Genomic DNA, 26197 nt, shown 5'->3' with positions numbered 1-26197 from the left:
CGCATATGAATGCAAGACGTTGGCGCATTGGTCATCTCATCGCAGCGTCATACGGTGAGACATCAGCGAGGGCTTGGCCCTGCTGAACAGCGATGCCTAGAGCGAGGAGAAGTCACGTGAAGATCGCCGTGTACGGCGCCAGCGGCTTCCAGGCGAAGCTCGTCCTGGCGGAGCTCGCCCGCCGGGACATCCGTCCCGGGCTGGTCGGACGTAACGCCGAGCGCCTACACGCGGCAGCGGTGCAGGTGGGTCTCGTCGATGCCGAGCGCAGAGTGGCGGACACCGGCGACCACGACGCGCTCGTCGACGCTTTCTGCGGGTACGACGTGGTCATCAACTGTGCCGGGCCCTTCACACCGTCCGGGCACGCTGTGGTGCGGGCCGTCATCGCCGCCGGCTGCCATTACGTCGACACGGCAGGCGAACAGTCCTACATCAAGTCTGTCTTCGACACCTTTACCGATGAGGCACGGCGGGCCGGGGTCACGGTCGTGCCCGCCACGAACGATGCGTGCGTGCCCGGTGACCTGATCGCACGCCTGATCGCTGAACGCATTCCGCGCATCGACGAGATGGCCGTCGCGCACTTCATCGTCGGAGGCGGTGGGCCCTCGCGGGGGTCGCTGCGTTCGCTCATCGAGACGGCCGATGCGATCGCCGCGGGCGGGCTCACCTACGACGACGGCGATTGGCACACCGGCATCCCCGCCCGGCGCGCCGCGATCACCCTTCCCGGTGAAACGCAGCCGACGCCGGTCTCGGCGCTGCCGCTGTCGGAGGTGGTGACCATTCCCCGCCACGTGACGGTCCGGCACGTCGAAAGCCTCGTCGACGCCGCGCTCAGTGCCCGGTTGAGCACCCCGCTCACCGCGCAGATGATCGACAGCCTGCCCGAAGGGCCAAGCGACGGCGCACGCGCCGCGCAACGCTTCACGTACCTTGTGGACGCCGCCGGCCCCGACGGCGAACACGTCCGAGGGACCATCCGGGGTCGGGACACCTACGGCACCACCGCCGTGATCGCCGTCGAGGCGGCCCGCAGGCTCGTTGCAGACGGCGCTAGCCACGGCGTGCTCGCACCCGCGCAGGCCTACGATCCCGCCAGCTTCCTCGACTTCCTCGGCCAACACGGAATCACTTGGGCCATCACCGATTCCGACATCTCCCACAGCCAGCCGACATCCTGACAACCACACGTGGGCAAGCAGCCAACGCTGACGACCGGCCGGAGACGGTGCGGATACCGGCTTACTGGGCTGTGAGCGCGGCGCGATCGCGGCCGGTGAACTCGGGCCGAAGGTGTGCGTGGCCGCCGTGGAACAGCGGTGAAGGGATCAGGAAGTCGGCCGCGGCGACGTTCATCGCCACGGGAATATTCCAGACCGCGGCCAGTCGCAGCACAGCTCGCACGTCAGGATCATGCGATTAGGCTTCCAGTGACTCCCAGGAGAAGACGAGCATATCGACCTCGCCTTGGGTGATCCGGGCACCGATCTGCTGATCGCCACCGACCGGCCGGGCCAGGAAGCGTTCGATCGGAATGCCGAGCTCGTACTCGAACAGCTTGCTGCAGACAAAGTACCGGTTGTGATTCAGCGGCCCAGGTCGTCGAGTCGGCGCTGGAGCTCGTCACGTTGCACCGGATTGACGGTCAGGGCGATGGCTCGCTGGTAGGCCGCCGCCGCGCCGGTAGCGCCGGCACGGCGGAGCAGGTCGGCATGGGTGGCGTGCAGCGGCTGGTACTGCCGCAGTGCGGGGTCGGCGAGAAGCGGTTCGAGTAGTACGAGCCCGGCCCGCGGCCCGGCGGCCAACCCCACGGCTGCGGCGCGGTTGAGGGCGACGACCGATGATGGGGCGAGTCTGGCCAACGCGCCGTACAGGTCGGCGATCCGAGCCCAGTCGGTCCGGCCGGCCTGCAGCAACTCCGCCGCGATGGCCGCCTCCACCTGGTACCGGCCGGGGCGCCGCAGTTCCAGCGCACGGCGCAGGGCAGTCGTTCCCGCCGCGATGGCGGCGTCGTCCCAGCAGGCCCGATCCTGTCGCTCCCACGGCACGTACCGCCCGGCCGCATCGACGCGTGCACCCCGGCGCGCGTCGAGGAGCAGCATCAACGCCAGCAGCCCCCACGTCTCGGGCTGGTCGGGCATCAGCTCGGTCAGGAGCCGGCTGAGCCGGAGCCCCTCGGCGCAGAGAACGGTGCGTACCAGGTGATCTCCCGGGGTTGCCGAGTAGCCCTCGTTGAAGATCAGGTAGAGCACGTGCAGCACGCCGTCGAGCCGGCCCGCTAACGCGGTGCGGTCCGGGACCCGGTACCGGACCCGCGCGTCGGCGAGCCGCCGTTTGGCGCGGACGATGCGTTTGCCCATGGTCGGTTCCGCGACCAGGAACGCGCTGGCGATCTCTGCCGTGGTCAGACCGGCGACCACCCGTAGCGTCAGGGCGATCCGTGCCTCGGTGCCGAGCGCCGGATGGCAGCACGTGAAGATCAGACGGAGCCGGTCATCGTCTATCACGTCGTGGGGAACGGCGGGGTGTTCCGCTGTGTCCAGGCGCATCAGCTCGGCCAACCGGGCGGTCCGGTCGGCGCGCGAGCGGTCCCGGCGAAGCTGGTCGATCGCTCGCCGGCGGGCCGTGACGGTCAGCCAGCCGCCCGGGTTGGGCGGCACTCCGTCCTGACGCCAGACGCGGGTGGCGGTCGTGAAAGCATCCTGGACCGCGTCCTCCGCCCTGGTGAGATCGCCCAGCTGCCGGACCAGGGTGGCCAGGATCGCGGCCCGCTCTTGCTTGAACACGCGGATCAGCGCCACCGTGCTGGCGTTGCCCGGGTCGTCCGGAGCGCGGCTCGGATCAGGCATCGGTACTCATCGCACGCCGCATAGCGCTCACCGCCCGGCGGCGGCCGAGGTGGCGTCCAGGATCGCGCGTACCTCCACCGTCCCGCTCGCCGCGGTCGGCATACGAGCCGCGGCGGCGATCGCCTCGTCCAGGCTCGGGCAGTCCAGCACGTAGTAGCCGACGAGGACCTCCTTGGTGACCGCGTACGGCCCGTCGGTCACCAGTGTCTCGCCGTCCCGGACCCGGACGGTTCGAGCCGTCTCCGGGGTGTCCAGCGGCCCGTTCGCCACCAGCAGGCCGGCGTCGCGCAGCGTATCGGTCACCTCCTGCCACAGCGGCAGCTGCTCCCAGCGGTCGGCCTGCGGATCCGGCGGCGAGGCGTGCAGCAGCAACATGTACTCGGGCATCGTTACCTCCACCTCCGTCCGGGCGTCCCCGCCCGCGCCATGGCGCGGGCGGTACCGTGTCCAGTTCCGGTACCGGGATCGGCCGCCCACCGATGTGGATCCCGCGAGCGCCCCAAACTCATCGCCGCCCAGGCCGAAACGTCGCCAGCGACGGCGACGGTGTTTCCGCTCAGGCGGGTCCGAGTCGCGGTCCGACCCACGTGGCCAGCTTCCGGATCGCGTCGTCGGCCTCGGGCATGGTGCCGGCGGCCATCTGGAAGGTGTACAGCTGGTCGGGGAACACGTCGAGGCGAACGTCCACACCGGCCAGGCGGGCGTTCTCGGCGAGCTGGAGGCTTTCACCCAGCAGCGTCTCGTTGCCGCCCACCTGAACGTAGGTCGGCGGCAGGCCGCGAAGATCGGCGTGGACGGGGCTCACCTGCGGGTCGCCCGGATCGAACGAGCCCACGTACAGCGTTGCCAGCGCTTGGACGACTTCCCGGTAGAAGAAGGCTTCCCGGTCACGGTTGGTCTCGAACGTGGTGCTGCTGACCGTCATGTCGACCCACGGCGAGATGAGCAGCAGCGCGGCCGGGCCAGGCAATCCCTCCTGCCGTGCGCGCAGCGCCGTCGAGACGGCAAGCCCGCCGCCGAGCGAGTCACCGGCCACGGCGATGTTTCGGGCGTCGATCCCCTGCTCGAGCAGCCAACGGTACGCGGTGACCGCATCTTCGGCCGGCACCGGAGCCGGCGCCTGGTGGTACTCCGCGAGCAGCGCACGAGTACCGCTGGCCTTGGCGAGCTGACCGAACAGCTTGCGGTGGGTGTAGATCGATCCGCTGACCCCACCACCGCCGTGCAGGCAGAGCAGGACACGATCGTGCACGCATGCGGTGGGGACGGCCCACAGCGCGGGTAGGCCGGCCACCGAGGTCTCGAGGTAGTCGGTGCCTCCCGGTTCGGCCGTGAGGGTCGGCCAGTACGCCTCGACCCTCGCCCGGACCTCGTCGGGGGCCTGGTCCGGCTTCTCCCGGGCGGCCTCGGTCATGCTTCGCCAGTAGGCCTCGACCCGGTTCGGGGTGGTGTCGTTCATCGTGACTCTCCTTCAGCTGGGCGGTTTTCAGCTGGGCGGTTCCTATCCGGGGCCGGGCAGCTGTGGTACGCCTCGACGAGCCACCTGTCGCCGTGCCTGGACAGCGTCCAAGTAGCGAGCTCCCACCGAGCGGCATGCGGTTCGGCCTCTCCGGCCAGCGCGGTCGCACTCCGGGTGACGACGATCGTCACCCGGCTACCGACCGAACGGATGCTCTGCACCGCATGGATACGGCGGGAGCCCTTCAACGGGCCGGCGAAGGCATCTCGCATGGCAGCACGGATACTCCCCTTACCCTGCAGGAAGGTGCCGGGAAGGCCGACCGTCGCGTCCTCGGCGTACCCCCGGACGAACCGGTCGGCGTCTCCCGCCGCCCAGGCGTGCGACGACGCCTCGAACAAGGCCGACGCAGCCGCCTCCGCATCGACCGTCGCGGACGGCGCCTGGCGTACCGGTGGATCCGTACTCATCGCGTGCCTCCTCGCGCTGGGCCCCACGATCCGGCGGCCCCTGCTCAACCAACGCAGCAGCGATGCCGATTTGGACACCCGGCAGCTGGGATGTGGCCGCGGGTGCGCCGGAGCAGTCGGACGGGCACGTCCAGCGACCAGGGATGGCCACCAGGGACCGTCCCTGCGTTCGTACGCGCACACCTGCAGCCAACAGATCACCGTGACACCACCCCGGCCGCAGCGCGTCGTTGGCAAACGTCGCCCTCGCCCGCAACCGCCGCGGCCGATGCTCACCCAACCCGGGCCGGTCATCGAACAGCGAGCGCGAATCTGCGAGTCACCACGGGCCGGAGGCAGGCGCGGCCTGCCACCGGCCGCGACCGCCGGGCCGGAACGCCGGTCTGCGGAAGGACTCTGCAGCACGTACTGGCCGGCGGGTGCAGGTGGCGCGAAACCCGGGTCGGTCAGTGTCGAGCTCGGTGGGTTGTGGTCGGCGGGATCTCGCAGAGCCGCTGGTCGGAGGTAAGGTCGTCCAGCGCTGCGTGCAGGGCCTGAAGTCGCGCTCGTACCTCGCTTTCGAGGGCGCGGCGCAGCACACACCAGTCGTCGACGGTGATCCGGCGGCGCTCGGGCAGGTCTGCCATGAGCTCACGGATCTCCGCAATGGACAGCCCGACCCGCTGCGCCACTCGGATGATCTTGACGATGCACTCCTCGGCCTCGTAGAAACGGCGTTGGTTGCCGGCAGTACGTTCGCTGACGACCAGCCGGTGCTTCTCGTAGAACCGGATGGCCGACGGCGCGACGCCGGTGCGGTGTGCCAGCTCGCTGACGGTCAGGGTCGCCTGTCCGCCGTTCCTGGCGAGGGTGGCCGTGGTCATCGACGCGCTCCCTTGACTTCAACATTTGTTTAACTCCTACCGTACCGGGCGTGAGCGAGCTACAGGAAGCGACCGCAGCGCCGGCCCCCATCACCCGGGCAACGTGGGCTGCGGCGTCGGTCATGGCGCTGGGTGGGTTCCTGGCCAACATGGACGGTTCGATCGTCGCGGTCGGCCTGCGGCACATGCAGGACAGCCTCGGTGTCGGGCTGGCCGAGATCCAATGGGTGGCCACCGCGTACCTTCTCGGATTGTCGGCCGGGCTGCCGTTCACGCCATGGCTGGCACAGCGACTCGGCACCGGGCGGCTGTGGCTGTGGGCGCTCAGCGGCTTCGTCGCCACGTCGGTGCTGTGCGCACTGGCCCCGACCGCCCCTGTCCTGATCGCGGTACGGGCGCTGCAAGGCGTGACCGCCGGCATCCTCGTCGTCGCGGGGCAGACGCTCATCGGCGAAGTAGTCGGCCCGGCGCGGCTTGGCCGGATGATGGGCACGCTGGGTCTGGTCGTCGGGCTCGCGCCGATCGTCGGGCCGAGCGTCGGTGGCTTGTTGCTGGCCTGGACATCATGGCCGGCACTGTTCTGGCTCAACGTACCGATCGGTCTCGCCGCGGTCGGGCTCGGCCTGCGTTTGGTGCCGCGCGGTGCGCACCGAACGCCACCACCGATGGACTGGCAGGGCGCGGTGTTGGTGTCGGTGGGGCTGCCGCTGCTGCTGTACGCGCTCACCGCTCTCGCCGCGCCGGGCGGTCGGGCAACGCCGGCCGTCCTTGCGGTGCTCGGGGCCGGCGCGACCGCACTGTTCATCCGACGCTCGGCGCGCCTGCCGCATCCGGTGCTGCGGATACGGCTCGCTGTCCGGCCGGTGGCGGCGGCGGCCCTGGCCACCGTCCTCAGTGGGGGCGCCAGCATGTTCGCTGCGGTTCTGCTGGTACCGCTGTGGTTCCAGCTCCAGCTTGGTCAGGACGCGCTCTCGACGGGGCTGCTACTGGCGCCGATGGGCGCGGGCACGACGCTGATCATGCTCGTTGCCGGCCGGCTCACCGATCGTTACGGGGGCGGCGCCGTCGCCTCGGTCGGCGCACTGATCGTGCTGGCCTGCACCGCGCCACTGCCGTGGCTGGGCGCCGGAACGCCGATGGTCGCCATGCAGGCCATGCTCGTCGTGCGTGGTGCCGGGCTCGGGCTGGCGATGATGCCGGCGATGACAGCGATGTACGCGTCGGTGTCCACACAGGAGCTGGGAGACGCGACCGCCCTCGCCAACATCACCATGCGCCTGGGCGGCGCCGCCGGGGGCTCGGCTGTGGTGCTCGTCCTGGCCGCCGCGCGATTCCATGCCGCGTTCCTCGTACTGGCCGGCATCTGTCTGCTTGCCGCCGCAGCGGCCATCTGGCTCCGCCGCACCGAATCCACCTACTCCCGAAGGGGCCACCCAGCATGAACACCACCGCCGACCTGCGTGTCGCAGTCATCGTCGGCAGCGTCCGCGATGGACGATTCGGCACGTACGTAGGGGCCTGGGTCGCCGAGCGACTCGCCGCGTGGGGCGTGGACGCCGACCCGATCGACCTGGCCGGCGTGACCGTGCCGGCGACGATGATCGACCATCCCGATGTCGCTGCATTCGCTGCACGCATCGATGCGGCAGAGGCGATCGTGGTGGTCACGCCCGAGTACAACCACAGCTACCCTGGGCCGTTGAAGGCCGCGATCGACACGCTGCGCGACCAGTGGTTCGCCAAGCCCGTGGCATTCGTCAGCTACGGCGGGCTGGCCGGCGGCCTGCGGGCGGTCGAGGCGCTCCGGCTCGTCTTCGCCGAACTGCACGCCGTCACCATCCGCGAGACGGTCAGCCTGCACAACCCATGGGGCCCGGCCGCCGACACGAGCACCGCATACCCCGACGCGGCCGCCGACGACGCCCTCCGCCGGATGACCCACCAGTTGCTGTGGTGGGCCGAAGCCCTCCACCATGCCCGCCGCCGCACCCCGTACCCCGTCGCCTGAAAGGGCCACACATGCATCCGCAGAGCACCACCCGCCGGGCACTCGTACTCGGCGCCGGCGGCGTCGTCGGCACCGCCTGGATGGCGGGCCTCGCCGTTGGCCTACCTGACCATGGCATCGACCTCGCCGACTCTGACCTGTTCGTCGGCACGTCCGCCGGTGCGATCATCGGCGCCGTCCTGGCGACCGGTGAGCGGCCCGAGCGCCTCGCCGCCTTGCCACCGACAACCGGTCACCCGCACGTACCGGACCCCGCGGTGCTGGCCGAGGTGTTCGCCGTGCTCGCCGAACCCGGCCAGGACGCGACGGTGGCGCGTCGTCGGGTCGGGCAACTCGCCCGCACGGCGGACGTCGGGGGACCACACACCCAGATCGATCGGATGCGCGGTCTGCTCGGTACCACCCGCTTTCCGGAACGGCTGCTCGTCACCGCCGTCGACGCCGACACAGGAGAACCGGTGGTCTGGGACCGCGACAGCGGCATACCACTACCTCATGCGGTCGCCGCCAGCACCGCATTCCCCGGCGCCTCGCCGCCGATCCCGATCGGCGGCCGGTACTACCTGGACGGCGGCCTGCGATCGGCGACCAACGCCGACCTCGCCACCGACGCCGACACGCTGGTCGTTGTCGAACCCCTCGCCCACCTGTTCCCGCCCGAACAGCTTCGGCAGGAACTCACCGTGGCTGACGCAACCACCGTCGTCACCCTGCGCCCCGACTCCGCAGCCATCATTGCCTTCGGTCCCGACCTGTACGACCGGGCCGTCTGGGCGGACGCCTACCGGGCCGGCACGCGCCAGTCCATCGACGCCGCAGACCGGCTCCGTCACGTCGGTACCGGCGGGTAAAGCCCTTGGTTGCCACGGGCCCGCGCCGAGCACTCTGTTCCGCAACATGCCTCGGGCAACAAGGAAGGTAGCCGAGAGCTGCCGGAGCTCTCGCGGACGTTCGAGCATCAATGCCGCGGAATTTCGCCCAGTGCCAAGCGATGTCGCGCGCTCGCGGGCACGGCTCGGGCACCAGAGCCAGGAGTCAGGTCGTTCTGAGTCCCCCAGAGCGAGAAATGGGGCACGGCCACACGGTGAGATGCCCCGAGCACGAGGGCGCAACCAGCGAGGGTCGAGGGCAGTACTGCCACTCCCAAACTAGTTGTTCGGCCGACCACCGCGAAGCTCGCGCACCGTGATCAGCGACTCGACCGTCGATCCGGCCAGCTCCAGCGTCGCGCTCGACGACGGGGATGGCGGTCAGCGCGGTCGCCACCACCAGGATGTCGAGTACCACCATGAACGAGCCGAGCGAAGTCAGCGCGAGCGTCCACCCGCGGCGTGCGGCTCACCGGGCCGATCCCGTGAATTCCTCGGCATGGGCGCTGGCGAACTGGGCGAAGTGGGTCGGTGTCACGCCGAAGGTGCGGTGCGCGGCGAGCTCGACCCGGGCGATCGGTGTGCGGTGACGTTCCCGGAACTGCTCGTCGAACAGGTCCACGACGTGTGGCGGTAGTCCGGCCGCGGCGTAGCGGCGCCGCTGCTCCTCGAACGTGACTTCCACGTATCGGAACGTGGCGCCGGTAGCCGCCGAGACGCGGTCAGCCACCTCCGCCATGGTCAACGCCTCCGGGCCGGTGATGTCGTACGCCTTGTTCTCGTGGCCGTCCGTGGTGAGCACCCCCACGGCGATCTCGGCGACATCGGCCAGGTCGACCGGCGACAGCTGACCAGCGCCCAGCGGCATCACCAGCTCCCGGGTCGTGACATCGAAGCCGGTCACCGAGCTCGGGAGGTAGTTCTGCATGAACTGGCTGGGTCGCAGATGGGTCCAGGCGAGCCCGGAGCGTTCCAGATAACGCTCGATCTGGCCGTGCCACCGGGTGCCTCGGAATACCTCCTGATCGAAGCCGACGCCGGCTTCGCGGCCGGAGTACTTCACGATGTGCGGCACTCCGGCCGCCTGGGCGGCGTCGATGAAGCTCAGCTGGGTGTCGACCATCTCCTCTCGCGGCGAGGAGATCAGCAGCGCGCGCTTCACACCCTCCAGCGCGGGGCCAAGCGTCGCGGCGCGGCGCAGATCGCCGGCGACGACCGTGACGCCCGGCAGTTCGGCCAGCCACGGCACCCGCGCCGGATCGCGGACCACCGCCCGCACCGGCGCGCCCCGGCGAGCGAACGCGCGTACGACGGCAGAACCAGCTTTGCCTGCCGCACCGGTAACCAGAATCATCATGTCCTCCTGTCGAATGCCGCACTCGGCGGCAGATCCGTTCCGTGCTGAGCCGCGCTCCGCGACTCCGACGGGCGTCGCCGCCGCGACGTGCTGTTCACCGGGACGGGCCGGCGGTCCCCGTGCCGATGCCGTCCCGTTCACCGACCCCCTCTTCCGGGGCGTACCGCGTGCGGACGACCCGCACCGGTAACCGCGTGCCTCGGGCAGTACCGACCTGACATGGGGTTGATCCGAGCCACGGCGCCAACTCATCGCCTGCCAGCCCGCCATGCACCACATCACCAGCCGGCACGGTCACCGGCGAGTCGGCGTGCTTCCCACCTCACCGTCACGGCAGCCTGGTTCGACACACCACGACCGCGGCTCCGGCGGGTGGCTTCGCCACCGCGGTGGTGATGGGGCTCAGCGTCGAGCTGCCGCTCGCCGCGCTGTGTGGCCGGTTGGCGCTGCAGACGCTGAGTCGGCATACGTGAGAGCCCGGCTGCCCGGCCACGTACCACGGACCGAACCGACCCACTGGAGAACACCCTGCGCGGGCGGCCAGGCGAGTCTGCTGTCCTGGAGCCCGACCCACGGCCACCACTCCGACGATGTCGAGCGCAACCCGACACCCCCATCACGTGTCGTCTCCACGCTCAGGTGGCGGCGTCCGCCTCCAACGGCATGGCCTGTGACGGCGATTGCTCTCGTCCTCGCCATCTCTGGGCAGCAAACCGGAAACTCGCCAGCCCGAACGCCGACCCGCCGGGGACGCCAAACCGGGCCGACTGCTGGTGCGTCGATTCCCTGCTGTCAAGTCTGAGATGCGCGATCCGTCGTGGTACTGAGGGAGTCCAAGCGCTGCAGTGTCTCGGCCATGGCGGTGACCCAGACCTCCCCATCGCGCATCGCCGCACGTTCCTTGGCCGGCACCGTCGAGCAGTCGTAGGTCTCGGTCACCACCGTCGCGCCCGACCCGTCCGGAACCAGCTCGTACGACCAGCGATGGCCCCACCGCTGGTCCCCCTCCGCGTTGTCCCGGTGGCTCTGACCGGCAGCGGGCTCCCAGCCGATGCGCCGGTCAGCCACGTACTCGACCACGTGGTTGTTCATCTGGTAATCACCGAGCGGCTCGAAGTACATGTTCATCGTGAACACGTCACCAACCGCCGTCACGACCGCGTCGGACGCGGCACCGCGCAGCATCCCGGACCCATCCAGCTCGGTGTGCCGGCGCGGATCGGCCAAGATCCGGAAGATTTCAGCCGCCGGCGCGGCGATGCGCCTCGATACCGAGACCTGCCGACGTTCATCGGTGTTCATGCAGTTCCCTCCACTGTCCAGACCACGCCAAAAGGCCGCTGACCAGTGGTAGATCCCGCGCCTCAGCGAAACTCATCGGTACCCGGCTCGGCAGGATCATCGCCGCAGACCTGCCGCCGACCGATCCCGGTTCGTCCAGTCGGCGCCGACCAGGTCTCCCAGGTGCGGCTTCCGCAGCGGTACCAGGGAGAACTCTGTTGCGTCGAGTGGTTGAACGGAAGGCGTCAACCATGCCCATCCCGGCGACGCCCAGCCATGGCCGCACAGAGTCATTTCTCGTCCGCCTCGCGCACTCGAGTTCACGGCCGGCGTGCCTGATCGTCGAACAGGGCTCGAGCCCACCAGCTGGAGATCGGAGCATTGAGGGCCCCGGCATCGGCGCCGCGCGTATCGATCCGGCGTGTTGTCTCGACTCCCTGGCGGGTAGCCGCCCTATCGGCCGCCGCGGTCACCATCGGCGCGCATCGCGTACAGCGCAGGCAGGACGCCAGTACCCAGCAATTGCAGCTCGGCGTTGACCGCGCCGAGAAATGGCTGGAACAGCTGTCGAATCCTGACCCGGCGGCCCCCAAGGGCATCCCCGCACCACGCCAGCAGACCCCGCAGCAGTCCCCGAGCTCACCCACGCTGAGCTAGCTGAATTCCGACGGCTGCTCGCGGAGGCGACATCAGTACTCGGCAGGCTGCGCGCCTTCGAAGAGCGGTTGAACCGCTCCTCCGTTGTCCCTCAGCCCGACGCCCGAGAAGACAGTCGGCAATGAGGGACGAAGACTCGCCGCCACGCCCTGCGGTGCCAGTCCGCGGGCCAGAGCTCACACCATCACAGCCTGAGCTCGATCCTCCGAACCGCTTCCGCAACGCTGCTGGCCGGAATCGTCAGCTCAGCCCGCTCCCCCGTGCTTGTCGGTGAACACTGCGATCCAGGGCTCACGCGGCCGGGCGCGGTACAACACATGTCGGACCCGGCCGCGCCGGTCCGCGCCGCGGCGGTGGTACTCGGCGCCACCGTCCCGGAACTTCCAGCCGGGACGACCGCGTATCGCGGCGCGCAGCTCCTGCTCGACGTCCACCCGGTGATCATCGGCGAGGCGTTGGGGGCCGTGGGCCGGGTTACCGCTACTCACCGCCGCCGAGCACGATCTCGACCCCACATGCCTGGGCGCACGAGAGCTTCACGGTACGAACCTGCCGCACCCCGTTCTCGTCCACGCGAATCCCCGGGTGGTACACGAGAGACGGCGGCACTTCTCGCACTCCGGTCATTCCAACCGCCACCAGTCGGCCTCGGGATGCTCGCCAACTGTGATGTCTCCAGGCAGGGCGCCAAGTAGCTGTGCACGGACCTGACCGTATCGGCCAGGTCAGACAGTCCCAGCAGAGTCGAGAGAGACGCCGCACCACAGCGGCTTCATGCTCGCTACGCCGCGCGCCAGCCCTCCTCCCGGCGCAGCGCCTCGACGCGCTGCTCGGTGAGCCGCTCGACCGCTTCGCACACCGCCATCTCGTACGCCACCGCCGTCCGCGCGCCGGCGTCAACATCGCCCAGCAAGCCGAGGATCTGCCGGGCGGCCGCAGTCTGCGAGCGTGCCGCGGCGGCCTGTGCCAGTGCCCGCCCCAGCTCGCCGCAGGCACTCAAAGTAATCGTGATGTCGCAATGAGGTGGTCATGGCGGCAACCGTAGCGGCACCCATCGGCCGAAGTCGATCACCCGATCGGCCGAGCAACGCCGGGCCGGCCAAGCCGGGTGTCGTGGGCAACGAAGACCCCGGAACGGTCCCTGGTAGCCGCACGCGGCAGGCCACACCGTTGGGGTTTCGATCGTGATGGACGCCCGTCATCGGCGGCCTGGCCGCTCGGCGCGAGCGGCCAGCCGTCGGATGGATGCGGCGGCAACGCCTCGGTGGGAACCAACTCGCGCAGCTCCACCAGTGGTAGTCGCCCGTTCCGCGATCCGACGGCGTACTCGCCCAGCCCCACCACTCCCCTTCGTTGCATAGCCGGTACCAACCCAGCAGACGGCCGGGCACCACGGCGCTAACGTCGATGCCGTACGCGCGGACCCGCAGCTCGGCACCGCGGAAGTTCGCCGCGCGCGGCGACACGACTCTCCGTCAGGTCATGTGGAGCACCGCCGGGCGCGCCATGACGGTCGAGCTACGACCTCGACCTCGCACAACCCAGGCGCACGCCCCGCGGCAGTTACATATCGTAATCTCTCTAGGGTACAGAGAAAGATCCCACATTGTGGAATATGATCTTGGGTTCGACCTACCTCGGGCACCGCTCGGGCACGACTCGGGCACTGTGTCGATGATCATCGAACACGAGAAGGGTTCGCAAAGAAGTAAAGGCCCTGGTCAGGGCCTTTACAAGGGTTGAAAAAAGGGTGCGCCCGGAGGGATTCGAACCCCCAACCTTCTGATCCGTAGTCGGGAGGCTGGATACCTTGGGACACAAGGAAAGTAGCTCAGACCTACTGAAACTCTTGCACGCGTTCAAGTACCGATGCCGCCTGATATCGCCCAGTGCCAGGCGATGCCATAGGGTCTCGGGCACCGCTCGGGCACCAGAGTCAGATGCATTCTGGCCGCCGACACGACCTCGATCGGTCGCTTGGGGTCACGCCGAGCGCGTTGCGCCGGCGCGCATACTACCTTGCCAGCCCTACTAGGAGAACGAGCCGCCGTCGACCGGCAGTTACGTAAGATGACGGAACTGTGCCCAATCTGCGGCGCATGAGCTGGCGGTAGTCACCAGCATCCTGGATCTGGTAGGAATGCTCCGGTTAGCGTGTTTGTCTCCTGGACCACCACGGCGATCTCTGCTCGGTCACGTGCTGCTGGCCGGCGCGACTGTGCCTGTCCGCGCCGCTGAGCATGGCCGGATCGTAGTGCAACGAGATCCAGCACGACCCGATCCGTGTCGACGTCCGCTCCTGGTACGACCCGCCGACGCGTGGTCGCCTTGGTGTCGACAATGGCAGTACCATGCTGATCAGTGTCATTACCTTTCGCAAAGGTCGCCCACGAAGCTCGATGGCCGCGAAGTCCGGTTGAGTACTGGTTCTGAAGTGCGTTGGAGGGGCACCTGGATGTCGCTGCCGGACCTGAGCCTACAGCCCGCGTATCGGTCGGGGCGCGATCGGCTGCTCGATGACTTCTACGTGCCCTGCCTGCAGGAGTCGGTCCGCTACGACCGAGCCGTCGGCTACTTCAGCAGCACGCTGTACCAAGTGGTGGGGCTGGCATTCTCAGACTTTGTGCGACGCGGTGGAGGGATGCGGCTGATCTGTTCGCCGGCCTTGTCGCCCGAAGACTTCGCGGTCATGAAGGATGCCGACGAGATCGCTCGGCATGCACAGGCGACCGTTCGCGCCGATCTGGACACCCTGCTTCAACATCCTGAGGCGGTTCCCGCGACGAGACTCCTCGCCACCCTGATCGCCAACGAGATCATCGAGGTACGCATCGCGTTCCCGGAACACCCCAGCGGCCTGTTCCATGACAAAATGGGCATATTCGAGGACCAAGACGGCCGGCGCGTTGCATTCACCGGCAGCGCCAACGAGACCTGGCGGGCATGGGGCCTCAACAACGAGTCGTTCCAAGTCTTCTGTAGCTGGCGCAACGAATCTGAGCTACTGCGCACTCGAGACGAATCGGACTACTTCAGGGAGATCTGGCGCGGACGTGAGCCGGGCATCCGCACCGCCTTCCTTGAGGAAGTTACGGCCGAACAGTTGCGGGCCATCGCCGACGATGATCTGGACCATGCGATCGAGCAAGTGCGCAGCCACCAGGCGCGCGAGCGCAACCGCCGCACGACGACCAGCCGACCACTGATGGAGCACCAACGCCTTGCGCTGGAGGACTGGAAGGCCCACCATTATCGAGGCATCGTCAACTTCGCGACTGGCGCCGGCAAGACGCTGACGGCAATCGAGGCCGTTAAGCGCTGGACCGCGGACGGCGGAGCGGCCGTCATCCTCGTACCCGGCCGTGACCTCCACGCGCAGTGGATACGTGAGATCGAGACCGAACTGGACAGCGTGCAAGTCCTGCCAGCGGGGGCTGACAGCAACAAGAGCGCCTGGATGGAGCTTCTGCCCATCTTCAGTGCACCGGGTAATTCGGCCGGCGCACAGCGAGTTATCGTCGCGACGATCCATACATTCGCGAGCGCGGATTTCCAGCGTCGTTTGAAGAGCGGTGACCACCTACTGATCGTGGCGGACGAAATGCATCGTGCGGGCAGCCGGCGGGTGCTCCCGATGCTCGAGGCGACCGAGTGCGGCGCGACCCTGGGACTGAGCGCCACCTATCGCCGCCAGTTCGACACTGAGGGCACCGATCGCCTCTTAGAGTACTTCGGTCCGGTGCTGTCGCCGGTCATCGGGCTGGCGGAAGCGCTGATGCTCGGCCTTCTTGTGCCCTACGACTACCGGCTGCACGAGGTCCAGCTGGATGATGACGAGCTCGAGCAGTACGAACATCTCACAAAGCGGATCGGGCAGCTCGTTAGCAGCGGCGACTCGTTCGGTGAGATCGAAGGTCAGCTCCAGATGCTCCTGATACGCCGTGCTCGGGTACTAAAGCAAGCGCGCCAGAAGGTGCCGGCCGCCTCGGCCATTTTGCAAGACGAATACCAGCCGGGTGACCGGTGGCTGGTGTACTGCGACGACCTCACTCAGCTCAAAGTGCTATCCGAACAGTGCCGGGCGGCTGGTCTGCCGATCTTAGAATTCTACTCGGGCATGCAGAGTGACCGTGACGCCGTTATCCGCAGCCTGGGTGACCACGGAGGCATCGTAGTCGCGATCCGCTGCCTCGATGAAGGCATCGACGTCCCGGTTACGGATCATGCCCTTATCTTGGCTAGCTCCACCGTCGAGCGTGAGTACATCCAACGCCGCGGCCGCGTCCTGCGCCAGGCGCCGGGGACAAGCAAGGTCAGCGCTGAAGTCCATGACCTGATGCTGGTCAACCCGATCGGCGGCGCGCTGACGAAGAGCGAAGCGCAGCGGGCCTTGGAGTTCGTGCGGCTGGCCCGTAACAGTGCAGCCCGCGAGCGGCTGAAAATCGTCGTATCGCTCAGCCAAGATCCCATCGAGCTGCCAGACCTGCTCGACTACGCTGAGGAGGAATCCGACTGATATGACCGATGAACCTACGAATGAGCCCCAGGGCCGGGTGGGTGCTCTGGCTGCGCTGCGCGAGGTCGCGGAGGATAGCGACCTCAGGCAGCAGTTCGGCGCCGCCGTGGCCTCGTTTGTGCCGGAGGACTACGAGCAGATCGTCGCGCTCGCTTGGCGCTATCAGTTTGATGACGACCGCTCCAAGTTCAAGCGCGAGCTGCGGGAGCTGCAAGAACAGGTCAGCCGGCGCATCTTGGCTCGACTGGAGCTCGGCCAATGAGTCTCCAGTTTGAGAGCGTCAGCTTGCGCAATTTTGGCCCATATCAGTCCATCGCGGACCTCAACCTTGTCACGAACCCGGACGCACCCATCGTGGTGATTCACGGTGAAAACACGCTCGGCAAGACGAGTCTGTTCCGGGCATTGCGCTGGTGCCTCTACGGTGCACCTGAAGCGGGTAAGACACCCGCCGAGTCGACGCGCAGCCTCAGCGACTACATGAACCGTCCGGCCTTCGCAGAAGGCGAGACCGAGATGGAAGTCCGCATGAAGTTCAGCGCTAACGGGCAGCAGTTTCAGCTAACACGGACCGCACGGTTCGAGGGCGGCGCGCCGAAGGTCAGTGCCGACCTGCGGATCGACGCTCAAGTGATTCAGCCGGTCGCCATTGACTCCGAAATTGGTAGGCTGCTCCATCCGCAGATCTCCGAGTTCTTCCTATTCGACGGCGAGCTGCTGCGCGACTTCTACGATCGGCTCAACTCGGACCGCGAGCGTGACGTGCTCAAGCGCAGCATCGAGAGCGTGCTGGGTATCCCCGCCTTGCAGCTCGCCGAGCGGGACATCTCGGTGATGGCCCAAGACATCCTCAGCCGCCAAGCCAAGGCTCTCAAGAACCAGACCGAGGCAGAGAAAGCCCGGCGCAAGCTCCGTGACCTGCGTTCCAAACAGGAGAGCATCGAAAAGGATCGCTCCGAGGTTGAGGCGGCGCTCCACAAGGCCAAGACCGACCTGGAAGAGGTCAACGAGCGCATCGCCGCCGTGGACGAACTCAAAGCTGACGCCCGCGAGATGGAGAGCCTCGAAGCAGCGATCAAAGGCGGCGAGGCCGATGAAGCCAAGCTTCGCCACGAAATGCGCAGGCTGCTCATCGACGGCTGGCTGGCTCCAGCCAGTGCCAAGCTCACGGCCGCTCTTCAGCGGATCGAGGAACGAAACGACCAAGCCCAGCAACGACAGAAGGCAATCCAGACAGCGCGCGATCGCGTCGACGTGCTGCAGAAGCAGATCCAGGGCGGTATATGCCCGACCTGCCACCAGGAACTGCCACCACCAGACGACGCCACGCGCCGGACGCTCGCCAGGGCCGAAGATGAACTCGCCCGGCTCAAGGGGGCCGGTGGCGACCAGGCCGATATACAACTGGAGCGACGTGTTCGTGCCCTCATCGACACCCGCACACTGCCGGCATTCCATCGCGCACAGGAGCAGCTCAACGGCATCGTCAGTGCGCAGTTCACTCGGAACCGGCGATTGAGCACGATCAAGGACCGACTAAAGGACAATGATGCCGCCCGCATCCGCAAACTCGCGCACGACCAGCAGCAACTCGAAGATGCGATTGATGGCTACAACGCTCAGCTGCTGCACCACGACGATGAGCAGGCCAAGGTGCAGTCCGATCAGAACAAGCTGGCGGGCACCATCCGTAGGCTTGGCGGCGGTCAGCCGGACCTCGCGGCCGAGGCATACTTTTTCGAGTACACCCAGCAGCTCGTACAGCGCACCATCGAGCGATACCAGGAGCGGACGCGTGCCGAAGTCGAGGGCACGGCAACCGGGATGTTCACGAAGCTGATCCGTGACGCCGAGGGCTACGAGGGCATCCGCATCGGTCCGGATTACCGCGTCGATCTCGTCGGAAAGCGCGGACCTTCCATGAAGACCAGCGAGGGCGGGCGGCAGCTCATCGCCTTGTCACTCATCGGTGCCCTCAAGCGCGCCGCGGTGCGGGGTGGCCCTGTGGTCCTCGATAGCCCGCTCGCCCGGCTCGACCTCGAACATCGCGCTAACGTCCTTCAACAGTGGGTTCCCGAACTCGGCAATCAAGCCATCCTGCTGGTACAGTCCGGCGAGCTCACCGAAGCGCAAGCGCGGGATATCATGGATAACCGGATCGGGCAGGCGTACCGGATCTTCCGGCCGAACAACGACCCCGAGGAAGCCGAGATTGAAAGGACGCAGTAGGGCATGGCGACGGACCGGGGTGACAAGCAGCAGATCGGCCTGACTCTCGAGGGCAACAACGCGATCGAGACAGTGTCCAACGAGTATTTCGGCGGCAGCCAGAAAGATGCGTACTTGTTCGCGATTACCTACGCGATTGGGGCAGATCTCGCAATCGAGAACGCGCCGCAGGGTGGCTACACGACGAAGTACAACGGCATCGGCACGCTCGATCCGAGCGGCAGCGTGCGCGAGCTGTTGGAAATCCTGAACATCGGCGAGCCAGGCCGACCCATGGCCACGATGGAACGACTGGCCGAGCTTGGAGTGCGGGACCTTGCCCGCCGAGTTGCGGGCAACGAGACGATGGCCGACATCATGGCCAGCGTCGCCGCGGAGTAGGCACAATGCTCGGCTCTAGATACCTCGCTCACTGGACGGCTCGACCGCGGGGAACGCCCGCGCGAGCGGGGACGGGTCCGCCTCGTAGCTAAGCCAGTCGCTTTAGTGGCCGAGCCGCCGGCGCGGTCGGCGTTGGGCCGTACCGATGACCAGGCCGTCGGCGGGGTGGGCTCCGGCGCTGCCATGACGCCGATACCGCCGGCGCAGAGCACGACGGCGCCGGCTTGGGCGAGCTGTCTGCTGCCAGCGGCCGGGTACCGCTGACCCCTGTGGGCCAGTTCCGCGGCGCGTCGACAGCTGCCGTCCCAGTAGAGGCGCTGGGCTTGACCCAGCGCATGTACCTTGGAAGCGGGTCGTCCTCCGCCGAACGATCGACGTGTAGGTGGTCATGCCTCCGGTTCAACGGGTCGCAAGGAGGCCAGTTGATCTGGCCACGAGTTGGCCTTGAGGGTCAGATTGTCCTCGGCAGGTGGCTCGCCTTCGTCGGCCTCCTCGTGGTACCAGAACCACACTGACCCCTGACCGGCCCGCGCAGCGACAGGCAGAACAGGTTGCTGTACTCGTCGTTGGCACCCGGCACCAGCCAGTCGGGTGCCGGGCCGGCGTGGACCTCGAGCTCGGACCACAGGTTGGCCCAGTCAAACACCTATCCGACACCGAAGACGGTTTTGGCGGCCTGAACCGTCCCAGGTTCTTCGCCGCTTCTATGCGAGGAGCGGCTCCGGTGCGGGCCGCCGCGAGCTCGTCGCTGGTCTGACCTTCACGGTCGACGCCGTCGATCTCTACCTGCATCACCCACCGGCGCAGCGCCTCCGCCCCCGGGCGCCGGCCGCGATCGCATTCGCGGCCGGTGGGTACTCGGTGCGGCGATCGAGCACGACCCTGGCAGGCCGCTCACGCACCTCGGGATCGATCTTCTACGGCGACATGGGGAGTTCTCAACTCCTTCCCTTGAGGACGGCGTCGCGGGTAGCGGTCGACGTGGAACTCCGTGAGAAGCCGGACCGCGCCGGCCGTCGTGGCGCCCGTGCCGTCGTTGTAAGGACCTCAGTGGGAGAGCGCTCTTTGACAACCGGATCCCGCCCGGTAGATCCACCGAGAAGTGTCAGTGCCACACCCTAAGCTCAGCACTGGGCATCGCTGGATTTCCGACGAGGTCATAGTCTGATCACCGTGGGAGAGTGGAGGCCAAGTGAGAAGCAGCCATTGTCCATGCTCTACCAGCGATTTGTCCGGGCCCTAGGTGATTCTGTGCTGACCGACCTTGAGACGATCTCGGTGACAACGAAGCCGCTGGACCTCCTTTGCCGAGCGCCCCTGCCCCGGAAAGTTCGGCTATATGTGTTCAATTGCACCGATCATCCGTCTGAGCGTAAGGCTGGCGACTACCGGATTCAGCTGCGGCTGCCGGGGCAGCGGAGGCGGCAGCGGGCTTGTCTGGCGCTAGACCCTGGCGTGCTCGTGCTGCTGGCAGGCTATGTCGCCGAGTTCGATGTCTTTGTCTTCTGGGATGCCATCGCCCACTCGGAGTTCCCGTACTCCAAGGGCATCCAAGTGAGTGCCACCACCGTGCACCACGCCGCGATCCACGGCCAAGGTGGCCAGCGACGCGAGGTGCGCCGCAGTGGTGGCTATCCCGAGCAAGTCCTTGCGGTACGGGCAGATCGCCTAGTGACGGGCCTGCGACGAAGAGAAGAACTCACCCGCCAGTCCCTGTTGAAGAGCCCGATACGGTCGTCGGTGACATGAGCGGCCTGCGGGACCACGAATTCGCGCCGAGCTACGACAAGAGCGTCGATGATCTTGCCGGCGACTTCTACCTGCCCTGTATGCGAGTGTCGACTCGCTACGACCGGATCTCCGGCTACTTCTCCTCTGCCGTCTTCTCCATCGCCTGGCCAGCGCTTAAGGATTTCATCGAGGGCGGTGGGCGGATGAGGTTGATTTGCTCGCCTGTGTTCTCCAGCACAGATGCCGGAGCGCTGAGACAGGGATACGAAGCCTTAAGCGACGAAGAACTCGGTGCTGCACTGCTCGCCGAGCTGAGGTTCCTGTTGGATAGCGAGCGATCGCGCAAGCCTGCGAGAGTGCTGGCTGGTCTGATTGCGGCAGGTGCCGTCGATGTCCGGCTGGCGATCTTGACCGCGTCGGCCAGCCCCGGTGACCGTCGCCTCTTTCATGATAAGGTCGGATTATTCACCGATGACGCCGGCGACACCGTGGGGTTTCGCGGCTCGATGAACGAGACGTTTCTGGGTCTGTCAGCCGACGGCAACCTTGAGAGTGTCGACGTATTCCCATCCTGGGCTGGCGGCCGCGACGCGCGCCGCGTGAGCGACGCAGCAACTCGCTTCGAGGCGCTGTGGCGCAATGAAATCGACAGCGTCGACGTCCGAGCGGTTCCGGAGGTGGCCGCACAATTCATCCGAAACGCCGGCCCAGCGGATTGGGAGGTCCTCGTCGACGAGGTCCTCGCTGAGGCCGCAGTGCGTGCAGCGACACCGGCGGACGCAAGGCCGTTGCGAGATCACCAGATCCAGGCACTAGCCGCATGGGAACTTCACGGTCGTCGCGGCCTACTCGAGCACGCCACTGGGAGCGGAAAGACTTATACCGCCGTGCAGGCCGTGCGCACCGTTTTGAGCGAGGGCGGGAGTGCCATTGTGCTGGTCCCTAGCGCTTTGTTACTCGACCAGTGGCGCCGTGAGCTCACACAACGCCTTGCCGATCTGGCTCCCCAACTTCTACTGGCTGGCGCCGGAAACAACACGTGGCGCACCGACGACCTACTGTATCCCTGGACCAGCACTCGTACGGCAGGAAGCCCTCCACGCATCGTCGTTGCGATGATGCAAACGGCGGCCACTGACGCTTTCCTAACACGTGTCGCCAACAATGACCGGCTTCTCGTCATCACTGATGAAGCCCACAGACTCGGCAGCCCCGGCGCCGAGCCGTTGCTGACGCTGGCGGCGCCCTGGCGCATGGGCCTGAGTGCTACACCGGTTCGCGCCGGCGACCCTGATGGCACCGCCCGTCTTCTCAATTTTTTCGGGGGGATTATTCCGCCTCCGTATACCCTGCAGGACGCGATCCGAGATCGTGTCTTGACTCCCTATAACTACATCCCGCATGATGTCGCACTCGACGGCGGTGAGCAGGCTGCGTACGAGGATCTCTCGCGTAAGCTGCGGCGAGAGGCCGGACGACGAGGGGATGCACTTGACAACGTCGAAAGCAACGAGCGACTTCGGAAACTGGCGATCGCGCGCGCTCGGATTCTAAAGAGAGCGGCAGGCAAGGTCCCCTTGGCCGTGCAGGTACTGGCTGAGCACTACCAGCCAGGTCAACGGTGGTTAGTGTATTGCGACGGGCTGCGGCAACTCGGCGAGGTCCGTGCGGCACTCGCCGCCAGAAGCCTCGATTCCTTGGAATACCACAGCTCCATGACAGGCGATCGGGAAGCCACCCTAGCTGAGCTGGATATCAACGGCGGCATTCTCGTCAGTGTGCGCTGCCTGGACGAAGGTGTTGACCTTCCCGCTGTGAGCCACGCCCTGATCCTTGCTAGCAGTCGGAATCCGCGCGAGTTCATCCAGCGGCGTGGCAGAATCCTTCGCCGTTACCCAGGTAAGGCACTGGCATTCCTGCATGACGCAATTGTCGTGCCCACGCAGGATGCAGAGGCTCCAACGGCCCACGGAGACCGGCTCCTCGCGGGCGAGCTCCACCGTGTGCTGGAGTTCGCACGTGGCGCGGCCAACCCGCAAGCCCTGACGCAGGTTGAGGCCCTCTGCATCCGTTACGGTGTGCCGATCGAGCTCGATACGACCGTTAGCGCGGCAGGCGTCGAAGTAGACACCGAGATCGAGGATGAGGATGACTAACCCATCAGGCCCACCGCTGAGACTGCCTCAGCCGCCAGAGGAAGATGTCTTCACGGCGACAGAGGAGGTCCGGGCGGCTGACTTTCCCAACGTACCGGCTGAGCTGCTCGTAGCGGTCCTCACAGCCGAGCAGAACAATCCTGACAACCGCAGCGCCGCGGCACGGGCAGTTGCCCAGGTGGTTGACGCCTGGCTCATCGACCACGCCGATGAGCCAACGGCTGGCTCGACACTAGACAGTGGAGGAGCTGAATGAGACTCGTCGCGATGGAAGTGACCAACTTCGGCCCATATCGCGGATCTCAACGCTTCGAGTTCGCAGATCAGCCCGGCGTTGAAGTCGTATGGGGTGAGAACGGCCGTGGTAAGACAACTTTCCTCAACGCACTGCGGTGGGCTCTGTTCGGCATCGTGTTGGGTCGCGCATCTGGCCAGATCGACCTTTCCAAGGTAGGCAACCGCGATGATGCTGACAGCTCGACAGTCAGTCCCTTTAAAGTGGTTCTGACGTTCAACCACAGTCAACATAACTACAAACTGACACGGGCGTATGTCCGAGAGACGAGCAGTGGCGCGGCAACCTTCAGAACAACCGTGAGCCTGGTGAAGGACGGCGACGTCCTCGGACCAGACGATCGCGAGCGAGAGCTGGCAACGCTGCTCCCCCAGCAAATCGCGAGATTCTTCCTCTTCGATGCCGAGCTGTTGCAGGAGTACGAGCAGCTGCTGACACCCGGGAGCGAAGCCGGCGAAAAGCTGAAGGAGTCGATCGAACGGGTCCTCGGCCTGCCGGTGCTCACCCGAGCTCGGGATGATGTGGCGTCCTTGTTGGCGGCGGCACGAACCGCGCAAGCGAAGGCAGCGCAGCAAGACAGGACCACCCAGGCATTGGGTAACGACCTTCAGTTGGCGTCGGACGAAGCAGAGAACGAGCGTACGAACGTCCGCGAGCTCAACGACCTCGTCGTCGAGCTGCAGAATGATGTGAATGAGCTAGAGAAGGAGCTACGCAGCAATACCAGGTACCGCAGCATGCTAGCCACGCGTGACTCTAAACGAGACGAAGTCGAAAGGCTACGCGCGAGAGCCACAGCGCGAGTCGATGATCTTGCCGCCGCCGCTGGCGCGACATGGCGGGCAGTACTGGCCCCTGTCGTCGCATCTGAACTCGCGACTATCGAGGCCAAGGATGATGCGCTGACGAGCCGGCTAGCGGCGGCACTAGCCGCTCGTCAAGTTGCCACGGCGATAACGACGGGAACGTGTCCCACCTGTCGACAAGCGGTTAGTCCCGAGAAAACGCAGCAGTTGCACGCTCACCAGCAAGGCGAGGACGCCGATGCGGTGCAAGCAGAGCTCACCACACTACGTGCGCGACGTGACGCACTGCGAAAGATGAGGGCCGACAGCGGCGAGCTCGTGCGATTGGAAGAGGAAGCCAGTCAGGCACGAGTCGATCTTTCTGACGCCGAGGGAGCACTCCGCGAACTCGAAAGCGAGCTGGCGGATGCCCCCGAGGGAACCGCTGAGATCATCTCGAATCTGGTCAATGAACACGCCCAAAAGCACACCAGCCTGACGAACACACGGTCACGTTTAAAGGACAGTCGTGAGGAGCTGATCCGGAAAGACAACGCGGTCACCGCGTTATCGGAAAAACTCCGTAAGCTCGGCGCGTCAGGCTCAGGCCAGGAGGACCGCAAAGTCGCATGGCTGGTGCAGCTGCATAAGCTGCTCACCTCCGCCGTGAACGAGTTCCGGGATAGGCTGCGCGACCGCGTCGAAGAGCAGGCCAGTGAGGTGTTCCGGGCATTGTCGGCTGAGAAGGATTACGACCGTCTTCGCATCAACGATAACTATGGACTGACAATCTTGCATGCAGATGGGAGCGAGGTTCTCAATCGGTCCAGCGGGTATGAGCACGTGGTCGCCTTATCGTTGATTGCAGCACTGCAGCGCTGTTCGCCAATGAATGGCCCGATTATCACCGACTCACCGTTCGGGCGGCTGGACAAGACGCATAAAGAGCATGTCCTGGAAGCCCTTCCGCAGATCACAGATCAGGTACTGCTGCTGGTCCACGATGACGAGCTCGATCGGGAAGTCGCCTTGAACAAGCTCGGGACCGACCTAGTCGCGGAACATTATCTTCGCCGTGTAGGCGTTAGGCATACCGAAATCGAGTCAGGAGGCCACCGTGACCGATAGCAGCCGCCGTAGCTCCAGCCGGGTCAACATCGCATTCACACCAGATGCAACAACGGCGGCGAAACGCCTACAGCAACGGTTTCCGTTTGCCGACCTGGTCGATGTTGCCCGGGTGGGCACCGCGTATGCCCTCCGAGAGCAGTTGCCCCTCAACCGAGAAGCGGACTTCGGTTCAGCCAACGGATCGAACTTCAACGTTGGATCCGTTGACCCTCACGGCGAGATGCGAGACCTCCTTATTGCTCTTCACCCTGAGATCGACGAGGACCCGTACCGCGTCATCGAGACACTGATGAGCTTGGGCACCATTGCGTTGGATCGAAAGGTCGCCGACGGCGAAGTGCTATCCCTGCGCGACCTGATCGATCCATCGAGTACCTAAGACCTCGGAGTGATCCACGAGCTCGGCTCTTCGGCTGGCTCACCACCACGGCAACGGGCCCCAACCGCACCCTGGTGCCACGGTTCATCGTCTCGAGTACAACGGACACCGCGGCCAGATCGTAGCCTTCGAGAAATCGCAAGGCGACAGGTTCTCGAAATCTCCATTTAACTCGAATGACGACCGGCGCCGGTCGGCGAGCTCTGCGGCGTAGCTGGGGTTCAGAGTGAGTTTCTGAGACCCGCATTACTATTCTTGGAAATTTCGGTCGCCATCTGGACCCTAAAGGTGCCTTTTTGTCAATCAGGGGATGCTGCGTCACTCTATAAAGATAGAAGCGCAGTTGCGAGGGCAGCGGCAAGGACAGATTGGACACAAGCAGCTTAACTCGTCGCGTTTCGTCCTTCGGAAACTGGAGAACAGTTAATCCAAGTCCGCGGATCATGAGACGATGTAGATTGCGGCTCGATGGGTTGCCGGATGGTCGGTACAACTCCTGAAAGGCACCGTACGACATCTCCAGCCAGTCAGGTGACGCCTCGCCCATTCCGCCATCTCCTCTGCGCCACGGAGCTCGACTCGACCTGAGCCTTCACTGGAGAGGTAGCTCACGTACCTCCGACACGTCACGTTCAGTAATCTTGGATTACAGTAAGTAATATTACGCACTTGCGCCGCAGTCGATACCGTAAGCAACATGGCCGACCCCTGCTCTCCCTTCGGCATGGCTTCACCTTGCCGCTGAGGTCGCCCGGTAAGGTCGTTCCTGCTTGAC

22 protein-coding genes are annotated in these 26197 nt (G+C 66.1%); 12 read left to right on the top strand and 10 right to left on the bottom strand.

Annotation, left to right across the window (positions count from 1 at the left end; all coding sequences use genetic code 11):
- Positions 1-116: 116 nt before the first annotated feature.
- Positions 117-1187 carry a saccharopine dehydrogenase family protein gene (locus NUM_RS22410; protein ID WP_207126870.1) on the top strand — a complete coding sequence of 357 codons (1071 nt, stop codon included), beginning with the start codon at positions 117-119 and terminating at the stop codon, positions 1185-1187.
- 61 nt (positions 1188-1248) lie between these two features.
- Here the strand turns inward: NUM_RS22410 and NUM_RS22405 are convergent, their stop codons facing one another.
- From NUM_RS22405 to NUM_RS22380, 6 genes are all read right to left on the bottom strand, one after another.
- Positions 1249-1410, bottom strand: a complete 162-nt coding sequence (locus tag NUM_RS22405; RefSeq protein ID WP_207126869.1) for a hypothetical protein — start codon at positions 1408-1410, stop codon at positions 1249-1251.
- 182 nt (positions 1411-1592) lie between these two features.
- Positions 1593-2855 (bottom strand): RNA polymerase sigma factor, encoded by a 1263-nt coding sequence (locus NUM_RS22400; protein ID WP_207126868.1) that lies wholly within the window; start codon positions 2853-2855, stop codon positions 1593-1595.
- A 27-nt stretch (positions 2856-2882) separates the two neighbouring features.
- Positions 2883-3242: a YciI family protein gene (locus NUM_RS22395; protein ID WP_225918764.1), complete on the bottom strand. Its 360-nt coding sequence runs from the start codon at positions 3240-3242 to the stop codon at positions 2883-2885.
- 169 nt (positions 3243-3411) lie between these two features.
- On the bottom strand, positions 3412-4314 hold the full coding sequence (locus NUM_RS22390) for an alpha/beta hydrolase (RefSeq protein WP_207126867.1): 903 nt from the start codon (positions 4312-4314) through the stop codon (positions 3412-3414).
- Positions 4311-4784: an SgcJ/EcaC family oxidoreductase gene (locus NUM_RS22385; RefSeq protein ID WP_207126866.1), complete on the bottom strand. Its 474-nt coding sequence runs from the start codon at positions 4782-4784 to the stop codon at positions 4311-4313. The genes NUM_RS22390 and NUM_RS22385 overlap by 4 nt, the downstream gene beginning before the upstream one ends.
- A 446-nt stretch (positions 4785-5230) precedes the next feature.
- A complete protein-coding gene (locus NUM_RS22380) occupies positions 5231-5647 on the bottom strand; it encodes a MerR family transcriptional regulator (RefSeq protein WP_207126865.1) in 417 nt (138 codons plus the stop codon).
- 50 nt (positions 5648-5697) lie between these two features.
- On the opposite strand from NUM_RS22380, the gene NUM_RS22375 reads away from it, so the two are divergent.
- From NUM_RS22375 to NUM_RS22365, 3 genes are read left to right on the top strand one after another with little or no spacing between them, the layout of a single operon-like run.
- On the top strand, positions 5698-7089 hold the full coding sequence (locus tag NUM_RS22375) for a DHA2 family efflux MFS transporter permease subunit (protein ID WP_207126864.1): 1392 nt from the start codon (positions 5698-5700) through the stop codon (positions 7087-7089).
- On the top strand, positions 7086-7655 hold the full coding sequence (locus NUM_RS22370) for an NADPH-dependent FMN reductase (protein ID WP_207126863.1): 570 nt from the start codon (positions 7086-7088) through the stop codon (positions 7653-7655). The genes NUM_RS22375 and NUM_RS22370 overlap by 4 nt, the downstream gene beginning before the upstream one ends.
- Positions 7656-7666: 11 nt before the next feature.
- Positions 7667-8506, top strand: a complete 840-nt coding sequence (locus tag NUM_RS22365) for a patatin-like phospholipase family protein (protein WP_207126862.1) — start codon at positions 7667-7669, stop codon at positions 8504-8506.
- Positions 8507-8993: 487 nt separating this feature from the next.
- Here NUM_RS22365 and NUM_RS22360 read toward each other — a convergent pair whose 3' ends face one another.
- The 4 genes from NUM_RS22360 to NUM_RS22345 form a co-directional block, all read right to left on the bottom strand.
- Entirely contained in the window at positions 8994-10151 is a 1158-nt protein-coding gene (locus NUM_RS22360) for an SDR family oxidoreductase (protein WP_207126861.1), read from the bottom strand.
- A gap of 522 nt (positions 10152-10673) precedes the next feature.
- A complete protein-coding gene (locus tag NUM_RS22355; protein ID WP_207126860.1) occupies positions 10674-11183 on the bottom strand; it encodes an SRPBCC domain-containing protein in 510 nt (169 codons plus the stop codon).
- Positions 11184-12064: 881 nt separating this feature from the next.
- A complete protein-coding gene (locus NUM_RS22350) occupies positions 12065-12253 on the bottom strand; it encodes a hypothetical protein (protein WP_207126859.1) in 189 nt (62 codons plus the stop codon).
- 347 nt (positions 12254-12600) lie between these two features.
- On the bottom strand, positions 12601-12819 hold the full coding sequence (locus NUM_RS22345; RefSeq protein WP_207126858.1) for a hypothetical protein: 219 nt from the start codon (positions 12817-12819) through the stop codon (positions 12601-12603).
- A gap of 1455 nt (positions 12820-14274) precedes the next feature.
- Between NUM_RS22345 and NUM_RS22340 the strand changes: the two genes are divergently transcribed.
- The 8 genes from NUM_RS22340 to NUM_RS22305 all read left to right on the top strand — a co-directional run bounded on the left by NUM_RS22340 (position 14275) and on the right by NUM_RS22305 (position 25422).
- Entirely contained in the window at positions 14275-16335 is a 2061-nt protein-coding gene (locus tag NUM_RS22340) for a DEAD/DEAH box helicase family protein (RefSeq protein WP_207126857.1), read from the top strand.
- Between the two features lies 1 nt (position 16336).
- A complete protein-coding gene (locus NUM_RS22335) occupies positions 16337-16597 on the top strand; it encodes a hypothetical protein (protein WP_207126856.1) in 261 nt (86 codons plus the stop codon).
- Positions 16594-18564, top strand: coding sequence for an AAA family ATPase (locus tag NUM_RS22330; RefSeq protein ID WP_207126855.1), 1971 nt, complete (start codon positions 16594-16596; stop codon positions 18562-18564). Before NUM_RS22335 ends, NUM_RS22330 begins: the two co-directional genes overlap by 4 nt.
- 3 nt (positions 18565-18567) lie before the next feature.
- Positions 18568-18945 (top strand): hypothetical protein, encoded by a 378-nt coding sequence (locus NUM_RS22325; RefSeq protein ID WP_207126854.1) that lies wholly within the window; start codon positions 18568-18570, stop codon positions 18943-18945.
- A gap of 1251 nt (positions 18946-20196) precedes the next feature.
- Positions 20197-20694 (top strand): hypothetical protein, encoded by a 498-nt coding sequence (locus NUM_RS22320; protein WP_207126853.1) that lies wholly within the window; start codon positions 20197-20199, stop codon positions 20692-20694.
- Complete coding sequence (locus NUM_RS22315; protein WP_207126852.1) at positions 20691-22832, top strand: DEAD/DEAH box helicase family protein; 2142 nt, start codon at positions 20691-20693, stop codon at positions 22830-22832. Before NUM_RS22320 ends, NUM_RS22315 begins: the two co-directional genes overlap by 4 nt.
- 252 nt (positions 22833-23084) lie before the next feature.
- Positions 23085-25040: an ATP-binding protein gene (locus NUM_RS22310; protein WP_225918763.1), complete on the top strand. Its 1956-nt coding sequence runs from the start codon at positions 23085-23087 to the stop codon at positions 25038-25040.
- Complete coding sequence (locus tag NUM_RS22305) at positions 25030-25422, top strand: hypothetical protein (RefSeq protein ID WP_207126850.1); 393 nt, start codon at positions 25030-25032, stop codon at positions 25420-25422. Before NUM_RS22310 ends, NUM_RS22305 begins: the two co-directional genes overlap by 11 nt.
- Positions 25423-26197: the final 775 nt, after the last annotated feature.

It is taken from the genome of Actinocatenispora comari, assembly GCF_017312725.1.
In the GTDB taxonomy this organism is placed as follows: domain Bacteria; phylum Actinomycetota; class Actinomycetes; order Mycobacteriales; family Micromonosporaceae; genus Actinocatenispora; species Actinocatenispora comari.
The sequence above is the reverse complement of the archived record's forward strand: the minus strand, read 5'-3'. Positions and strand labels throughout refer to the sequence as shown.

Coding starts and splice junctions, on each gene's coding strand:
- NUM_RS22310 (WP_225918763.1), top strand. CDS start 23,085: ATGAGACTCGTCGCGATGGAAGTGACCAACTTCGGCCCATATCGCGGA.
- NUM_RS22370 (WP_207126863.1), top strand. CDS start 7,086: ATGAACACCACCGCCGACCTGCGTGTCGCAGTCATCGTCGGCAGCGTC.
- NUM_RS22360 (WP_207126861.1), bottom strand. CDS start 10,151: ATGGCGGGCTGGCAGGCGATGAGTTGGCGCCGTGGCTCGGATCAACCC.
- NUM_RS22355 (WP_207126860.1), bottom strand. CDS start 11,183: ATGAACACCGATGAACGTCGGCAGGTCTCGGTATCGAGGCGCATCGCC.
- NUM_RS22330 (WP_207126855.1), top strand. CDS start 16,594: ATGAGTCTCCAGTTTGAGAGCGTCAGCTTGCGCAATTTTGGCCCATAT.
- NUM_RS22390 (WP_207126867.1), bottom strand. CDS start 4,314: ATGAACGACACCACCCCGAACCGGGTCGAGGCCTACTGGCGAAGCATG.
- NUM_RS22385 (WP_207126866.1), bottom strand. CDS start 4,784: ATGAGTACGGATCCACCGGTACGCCAGGCGCCGTCCGCGACGGTCGAT.
- NUM_RS22400 (WP_207126868.1), bottom strand. CDS start 2,855: ATGCCTGATCCGAGCCGCGCTCCGGACGACCCGGGCAACGCCAGCACG.
- NUM_RS22325 (WP_207126854.1), top strand. CDS start 18,568: ATGGCGACGGACCGGGGTGACAAGCAGCAGATCGGCCTGACTCTCGAG.
- NUM_RS22365 (WP_207126862.1), top strand. CDS start 7,667: ATGCATCCGCAGAGCACCACCCGCCGGGCACTCGTACTCGGCGCCGGC.
- NUM_RS22340 (WP_207126857.1), top strand. CDS start 14,275: ATGTCGCTGCCGGACCTGAGCCTACAGCCCGCGTATCGGTCGGGGCGC.
- NUM_RS22335 (WP_207126856.1), top strand. CDS start 16,337: ATGACCGATGAACCTACGAATGAGCCCCAGGGCCGGGTGGGTGCTCTG.
- NUM_RS22315 (WP_207126852.1), top strand. CDS start 20,691: ATGAGCGGCCTGCGGGACCACGAATTCGCGCCGAGCTACGACAAGAGC.
- NUM_RS22395 (WP_225918764.1), bottom strand. CDS start 3,242: ATGCCCGAGTACATGTTGCTGCTGCACGCCTCGCCGCCGGATCCGCAG.
- NUM_RS22380 (WP_207126865.1), bottom strand. CDS start 5,647: ATGACCACGGCCACCCTCGCCAGGAACGGCGGACAGGCGACCCTGACC.